The 6000-nt window shown below is 67.5% G+C and carries 7 protein-coding genes; 3 read left to right on the top strand and 4 right to left on the bottom strand.

Annotation, left to right across the window (positions count from 1 at the left end; translation table 11 throughout):
- The 3 genes from BMW87_RS28990 to BMW87_RS28980 all read left to right on the top strand — a co-directional run.
- Positions 1-303 (top strand): aldehyde dehydrogenase family protein (locus BMW87_RS28990; RefSeq protein WP_143062621.1); only part of this gene is annotated, 303 nt, incomplete at its 5' end.
- Positions 297-887 (top strand): phosphonate degradation HD-domain oxygenase, encoded by a 591-nt coding sequence (locus BMW87_RS28985; protein WP_371258868.1) that lies wholly within the window; start codon positions 297-299, stop codon positions 885-887. The genes BMW87_RS28990 and BMW87_RS28985, both read left to right, overlap by 7 nt.
- 23 nt (positions 888-910) lie before the next feature.
- Positions 911-2299, top strand: a complete 1389-nt coding sequence (locus BMW87_RS28980; RefSeq protein WP_093058525.1) for an FAD-dependent oxidoreductase — start codon at positions 911-913, stop codon at positions 2297-2299.
- Between the two features lie 6 nt (positions 2300-2305).
- Here BMW87_RS28980 and BMW87_RS28975 read toward each other — a convergent pair whose 3' ends face one another.
- From BMW87_RS28975 to BMW87_RS28960, 4 genes are all read right to left on the bottom strand, one after another.
- Positions 2306-3586, bottom strand: coding sequence for an NAD(P)/FAD-dependent oxidoreductase (locus tag BMW87_RS28975; protein ID WP_093080881.1), 1281 nt, complete (start codon positions 3584-3586; stop codon positions 2306-2308).
- Complete coding sequence (locus BMW87_RS28970; protein WP_093058523.1) at positions 3583-4344, bottom strand: amino acid ABC transporter ATP-binding protein; 762 nt, start codon at positions 4342-4344, stop codon at positions 3583-3585. The genes BMW87_RS28975 and BMW87_RS28970 overlap by 4 nt, the downstream gene beginning before the upstream one ends.
- A complete protein-coding gene (gene ehuD / locus BMW87_RS28965; protein WP_093058542.1) occupies positions 4341-5012 on the bottom strand; it encodes an ectoine/hydroxyectoine ABC transporter permease subunit EhuD in 672 nt (223 codons plus the stop codon). The genes BMW87_RS28970 and ehuD overlap by 4 nt, the downstream gene beginning before the upstream one ends.
- Before the next feature lie 166 nt (positions 5013-5178).
- On the bottom strand, positions 5179-5946 hold the full coding sequence (locus tag BMW87_RS28960; protein ID WP_093080879.1) for an ABC transporter substrate-binding protein: 768 nt from the start codon (positions 5944-5946) through the stop codon (positions 5179-5181).
- Positions 5947-6000: the final 54 nt, after the last annotated feature.

The raw sequence follows: 6000 nt of genomic DNA, 5'->3' as shown, positions 1-6000 counted from the left end.
CACGAGACCTTCGGGCCGGTGTCGCCGGTGATCCGCTTCAGGACGATCGAGGAGGCGATCCGCATCTCCAACGGCACGGCCTACGGGCTGTCGTCTGCGGTGTGCACGAACCGCATGGACTACATCACGCGCTTCATCCGCGAGCTGAACGTGGGCAGCGTCAACGTGCGCGAGGTGCCGGGCTATCGCCTGGAGCTCACGCCCTTCGGGGGCATCAAGGACTCGGGCCTCGGATACAAGGAAGGCGTGCTCGAGGCCATGAAGAGCTTTACCAATACCAAGACTTATTCGTTGCCGTGGTAGTCGCCGCATCGCTCGCTGTACCGTTGGACGTGGAAGGCATCGTCGCCCTGTTCGAGGCCAAGGGCCACGCGCAGTACGACGGTGAACCCGTCACGCAGCTCCAGCACGCGCTGCAGTCCGCGCACCTGGCCGAGCAGGCCGGTGCCTCCAGCGAACTCATCACCGCAAGCCTGCTGCACGACCTGGGGCACCTGCTGCACGACATGGATGGCACGCCCACGCAGCAGGGCCTGGACGACCTGCACCAGTACCGCAGCCGCGCCTTCCTGAAGCACCTGTTCGGCCCGGCCACGCTCGATCCGATCCGGCTGCACGTGGACGCCAAGCGCTTCCTGTGCGCGCGTGAACCGGGGTATTTCGAAGCGCTGTCGGCCGATTCGCAGCGCAGCCTGGTGCTGCAGGGCGGCGTGTTCGACGAAGCACAGGCAAGGCAGTTCGAAGCGCTACCGCATGCGCTCGACGCGGTGCGCCTGCGCCGCTGGGACGACAGCGCCAAGTGTGCCGATGCGAAGACGCCCGACCTGATGCACTACGCGCGGCACATGGTGCTCGCGTCGAGGCAGGCTGCCACGCCGCAGCCATAACCTGAAACCGAGAGCCTTCCGACATGCGCCCCTTCTGGATCGAACAGGCCCTCTTCAACGACGGCGACCTCGCACCTGCACTGCAGGGCGCACAGCGCGCCGACGTCTGCATCGTTGGTGGCGGCTTCACCGGGCTGTGGACCGCGATCCAGGCGAAGCAACGCAACCCGGCGCTCGACATCGCCATCGTCGAGAGCGATCTCTGCGGCTCCGGTGCGAGTGGGCGCAACGGCGGCTGCCTGCTGACGTGGTCGACCAAGTTCTTCACGCTGCGCCGACTGTTCGGCGAAGCCGAGGCCATCCGCCTCGTCAGGGCCTCGGAAGATGCGGTGCAGCACATCGCCGACTTCTGCCGCGCGCAGGGTATCGATGCCGAGCTGCGGCAGGACGGCACGCTCTACACCGCAACCTCGCAGGCCCAGGTCGGCGCGCTCGACCCCGTGATGAAGGGGCTGGAGGACTGCGGCATTCATTCTTACCGCACGCTGCCGCCCGAAGAAGTCGCGCGCCGCTCGGGTTCCGCGCGCAACCTGGCAGGCGTGTATTCGCCCATCGCCGCGACCGTGCATCCGGGCAAGCTGGTGCGCGGGCTGAGGCGCGTGGCGCTGGGCATGGGCATTCGCATCTACGAGCGCAGCCCGATGATCGACTTCACGCAAGGCCATCCGGTCACAGTGCGTACGCCGGCCGGCAGCATCGAGGCGCCGAAGCTGGTGCTGGCGATGAATGCGTGGATGGCCAGTGCCTTGCCTCAGTTCGAGCGCACGATCGCCATCGTGTCGAGCGACATGGTCATCACGGAAAAATGCCCCGAGCTGCTGCGCGCGACGGGATTGGTCGATGGCGTCTCGGTGCTCGATTCGCGCACCTTCGTCTATTACTACCGCACCACCGTGGACGGCCGCCTGATGCTGGGCAAGGGCGGCAACACCTTCACCTGGGGCGGGCGCATCGCGCCGGTGTTCGACCAGCGCTCACCTTATGAGGCCGAGCTCACGCGCGCGCTGCATGGCTTCTTTCCTTCGCTGCGCGACGTGCCGGTGACCGCGAGCTGGAACGGGCCGTCGGACCGCTCCGTCACCGGCTTCCCGTTCTTCGGCAAGCTCAACGGCGCGCCGCACATCTACTACGGTTTCGGCTACTCGGGCAACGGCGTGGGGCCGACCTACATGGGTGGGCAGATCCTCTCTTCGCTGCTGCTGGACGAGGACAACGCCTGGACGCGCAGCCCGCTCATCCAGGGGCCGCTGGGGCAGTTTCCGCCCGAGCCGATCCGCTACATCGGCTCCATCGTCGTGCGCGACGCGATCCGCCGCAAGGAAGCGGCCGAGGATCGCGACAGCCGGCCGTGGATGGTCGACCGGCTGCTGAGCAAGTTCGCCGACGCGGCAGGCAAGTCGGACAAGGGCTGAGCGCGTTCAGGCCAGCCGGTCGAGCAGGCTGTACCAGGCCACGCCGCCCGCCACGTAGAAGCGCTGCAATCCGTGCAGTGGAATCGGCTGGATCGGCGTTACCGGGTACGGAAAATCGGCGCCCGCTTCGACCAGTCGCGCCGCCACGTGCTTGCCCATGCTCGTGGCCAGCGCGATGCCGCGTCCGTTGTAGCCCAGCGCCACCGTCACGCCCGGCGCGGGCGTGTGCACGTGCGGCATGAAGTCGCGCGTGACCGCGATGCGGCCGGCCCAGCGGTACTCGTAGCGCAGCGGCCCCAGTTGGGGAAACAGCAGTTCGAGCGAACGTTCGAGGTGCGCGAAATCCGTGGGCCCGGCCGGATCGGCAAAGTGGCCGCGCCCGCCCATCAGCAGGCGGCCCTGCGCGTCCTTGCGAAAGTAGAGCAGCAAGCGCTGCGAGGTCGAGGCGGTTTCGCCGCCCGGAAGAATGGCGTCGGCCGCTGCGCCTTTGAGCGGTTCGGTCGCGACGATGAAGCTGTTGGCGGCCAGCACGGTGCTCGACAGCTTCGGCCACAGCGCGCCGGTGTAGCCGTTGGTCGCGATGAGGACCTGCTCGGCGGTGACGCTCGCGCCAGTCGATGTGCTCGCATGCCAGTGCGTGCCGCGGCGCTCCAGCGCCGTGACTTCGGTGCCGCCGTGCACGGCAGCGCCCGCGGCCTGCGCGGCGCGCACCAGCCCGCGCGTGTAGGCCAACGGCTGGATGCTGCCAGCGCGGCCGTCGAGCCAGCCGCCGGCAAAGGCTTCGGTGCCGAGTCGCGCGCTGACGGCGGCGCGGTCGAGCTGCAGTGTCGTCACGCCACGCTTCGCCCACTGCTCGGCGCGCGCATGCAGCGCGGCCACGTCCTTCTGTGCGTATGCGGCCTGGATCCAGCCTTTGCGCACCGGCTGGCAGTCGATGCCGTGGCGGGCGATCAGGTCGAACACCAGGTCGGCCGAGCGCGAGACTGCATCGATCAAGGGCTCTGCACGCGCATGGCCATAGAGCTGGACCAGCTCATCGGGGTCGTGCTTGAGCGAAGGATTCACCTGCCCGCCGTTGCGCCCCGACGCGCCCCAGCCGGGTTCGTGCGCCTCGAGCACGCAGGCCTGCACGCCGGCCTCGGCCAGGTGCAGCGCAGCCGAGAGGCCGGTGAAGCCGCCGCCGACGATCAGCACGTCGGCCTTGCGCGATTCGGTCAGCGGCGGTGTCGGTGGAGCGGGTGGCGCGGTGTCGGCCCAGAGCGAAGGAGGCAACGCGCGAACGCTCATGCGCGCACCTCCGCGGACGCCACGGCACCGGAGGGGTGCAGCACGCGCCGCAGAAAGTCTTGCGTACGCGCCTGGCGCGGCGCGCCCAGCACCTGCGCGGAAGGGCCTTCCTCGACGATGCTGCCGCTGTGCAGGAAGCACACGCGGTCGGCCACTTCGCGCGCAAAGCCCATCTCGTGCGTGACCACGATCATCGTCATGCCCTCGTCGGCCAGTGCGCGCATCACGCCGAGCACGTCGCCGACCAGCTCGGGGTCGAGCGCCGATGTGGGCTCGTCGAACAGCATGGCCTCGGGCTTCATCGCGAGCGCGCGGGCGATTGCCACGCGCTGCTGCTGCCCACCCGAGAGCTGGGCCGGATACGCCTGTGCCTTCTCGGCCAGCCCCACCTTGGCCAGCAGCGCCAGCGCTTCTTCGCGCGCCTGCGCCGCGTTCTGGCGCAGCACGTAGACCGGGCCTTCCATCACGTTCTCCAGCACGGTGCGGTGCGGGAACAGGTTGAAGCGCTGGAACACCATGCCCATGCGGCTGCGCAGCCGGTGGATGTTGGGCGCGTTGCGGTCCACCCGCTCGCCGAAGGCGCGCACTTCGCCGCCTTCGTACGACTCCAGCCCGTTGATGCAGCGAAGCACCGTCGACTTGCCCGAGCCCGAAGGGCCGATCAGGCACACGACCTCGCCCTTGTCCACGTTCAGGCTCACACCCTGCAGCACGCGGTGCGTGCCGAAGCGCTTTTCCAGTCCTTCGACGTGGATCATGGTTGTTTTCTCCCGGCGGCAAAGCGCTTCTCTAGCCGACGCAGGCCGTAGACCAGCGGCAGGCTCATCAACAGGTAGAGCAGCGCGACCAGCGTGTAGACCGTCATGTTCTGGAAGGTCGACGAGGCGATGAGCTGGCCGGCGCGCGTCATTTCGGCCACGGTGATGGTCGAGACCAGCGAGGAGTCCTTCAGCATCATCACCAGCGTGTTGCCGTAGGGCGGCAGCGCGATGCGAAAGGCTTGCGGCAATATCACGCGCCGCATGATCAGCGCCGAGCGCATGCCCATGGCCTGCGCGGCCTCGCGCTGGCCCGGATCGACCGCCTCGATGCCGGCGCGGAAGTTCTCGGCCTGGTACGCCGAGTAGGCAATGCCCAGCCCGATCACGCCGGCCTGGAAGGCCGTGAGCTGCACGCCGAACTCCGGCAGCACGAAGTAGATATAGAAGAGCTGCACGATGATCGGCAGCCCGCGAATCACGTTGATGGCCACCGTGGCGGCCCACGAGAGGGCGCGCACGGGCGACAGCTTCATCAGCGCGAGCGCCAGGCCGAGCGCGCTGCTCAGCAGAAAGGCGAGCACCGTAACCTGTACGGTGACCACCGCGCCCTGCAGGAGGATCGGCAGGAAGTCCTGCGCGTTCTGTAGAAAGGTGGGAGCAGCCATCTGCATCAGCCTCGTCGCTTGATGCGCGGCACATCGAACTGGTCGGCCGACGCAGTCAGGCCCATTCGGGGAACACCGCGGAACCGGCTTTGCCGGGCGGCAGGTGTTGCCCCCTGCAAGGGGGTTGGCGAAGCGACACGAAGTGCGCGAAGCCTGGGGGTGTGCATCAGATCCCCCATTTCTGGACGATCTTGGCGAGCGTGCCGTCAGCCTTCACGGCGGCAATGGCCTTGTTGATGCGGGCCATCGTCTCGGTGTCGCCCTTGCGCACCACCAGGCACACATCGCCCACGTTCACGGCCTTGTAGCTGTCGACCAGCTTCACGCCGGGGAAGGTGTTCTGGCGGATCTGGTAGGCCATGATGGGTTGGTCGCCCAGCCCTGCCTTGATGCGTCCGAGCGAAAGGTCGCGCGTCATGTCGGCCACCGAGTCGTAGCTGCGCACTTCCTTGAAGATGCCTTTCTTGTTCAGCATGTCGAGGAACACGGTGCCGACCTGCGCGCCCACCACTTCGCCCTTGAGCTCGTCGAGCGAGACATACGCGCGGGTGTCGTCGGCCTTGACGATCAGGCCCTCGCCGTACGAATACACCGGGTCGCTGAAGTCGACCACTTCCTGGCGCGCCGCTGTCTTGAGCATGGCCGCCGAGACGATGTCGATCTTGCGGGCCGTGAGCGAGGGAATCAGCGCCGAGAACACCGTCTGCTGCACGTTGACGTTGAAGCCGCCCGCCTTGCCTACGGCAGTGACGGTGTCGACCATCATTCCCTGGATGGTGTTGGTCTTCACGTCGAGGAAGGTGAAGGGCACGCCGGTGGCGGTGGCGCCCACGTTGTAGGTCGGGGTGGCGCCTTGTGCCATGGCCAGCGAGGCGGTCCCGGCGATGCAAAGACCCAGGGCCAGGCGGTGAAGGCGGCGAACGATGCGATTCATGGAAGCACTCCTCGGAGGAAAAGGACGTTGAAAAGTGGAAATGAACGGAAAGGG

The sequence above is a fragment of the Variovorax sp. OV084 genome, assembly GCF_900111625.1.
Taxonomy (GTDB): Bacteria; Pseudomonadota; Gammaproteobacteria; order Burkholderiales; family Burkholderiaceae_C; genus Variovorax.
This window is presented reverse-complemented; position numbering and strand designations above follow the sequence as displayed.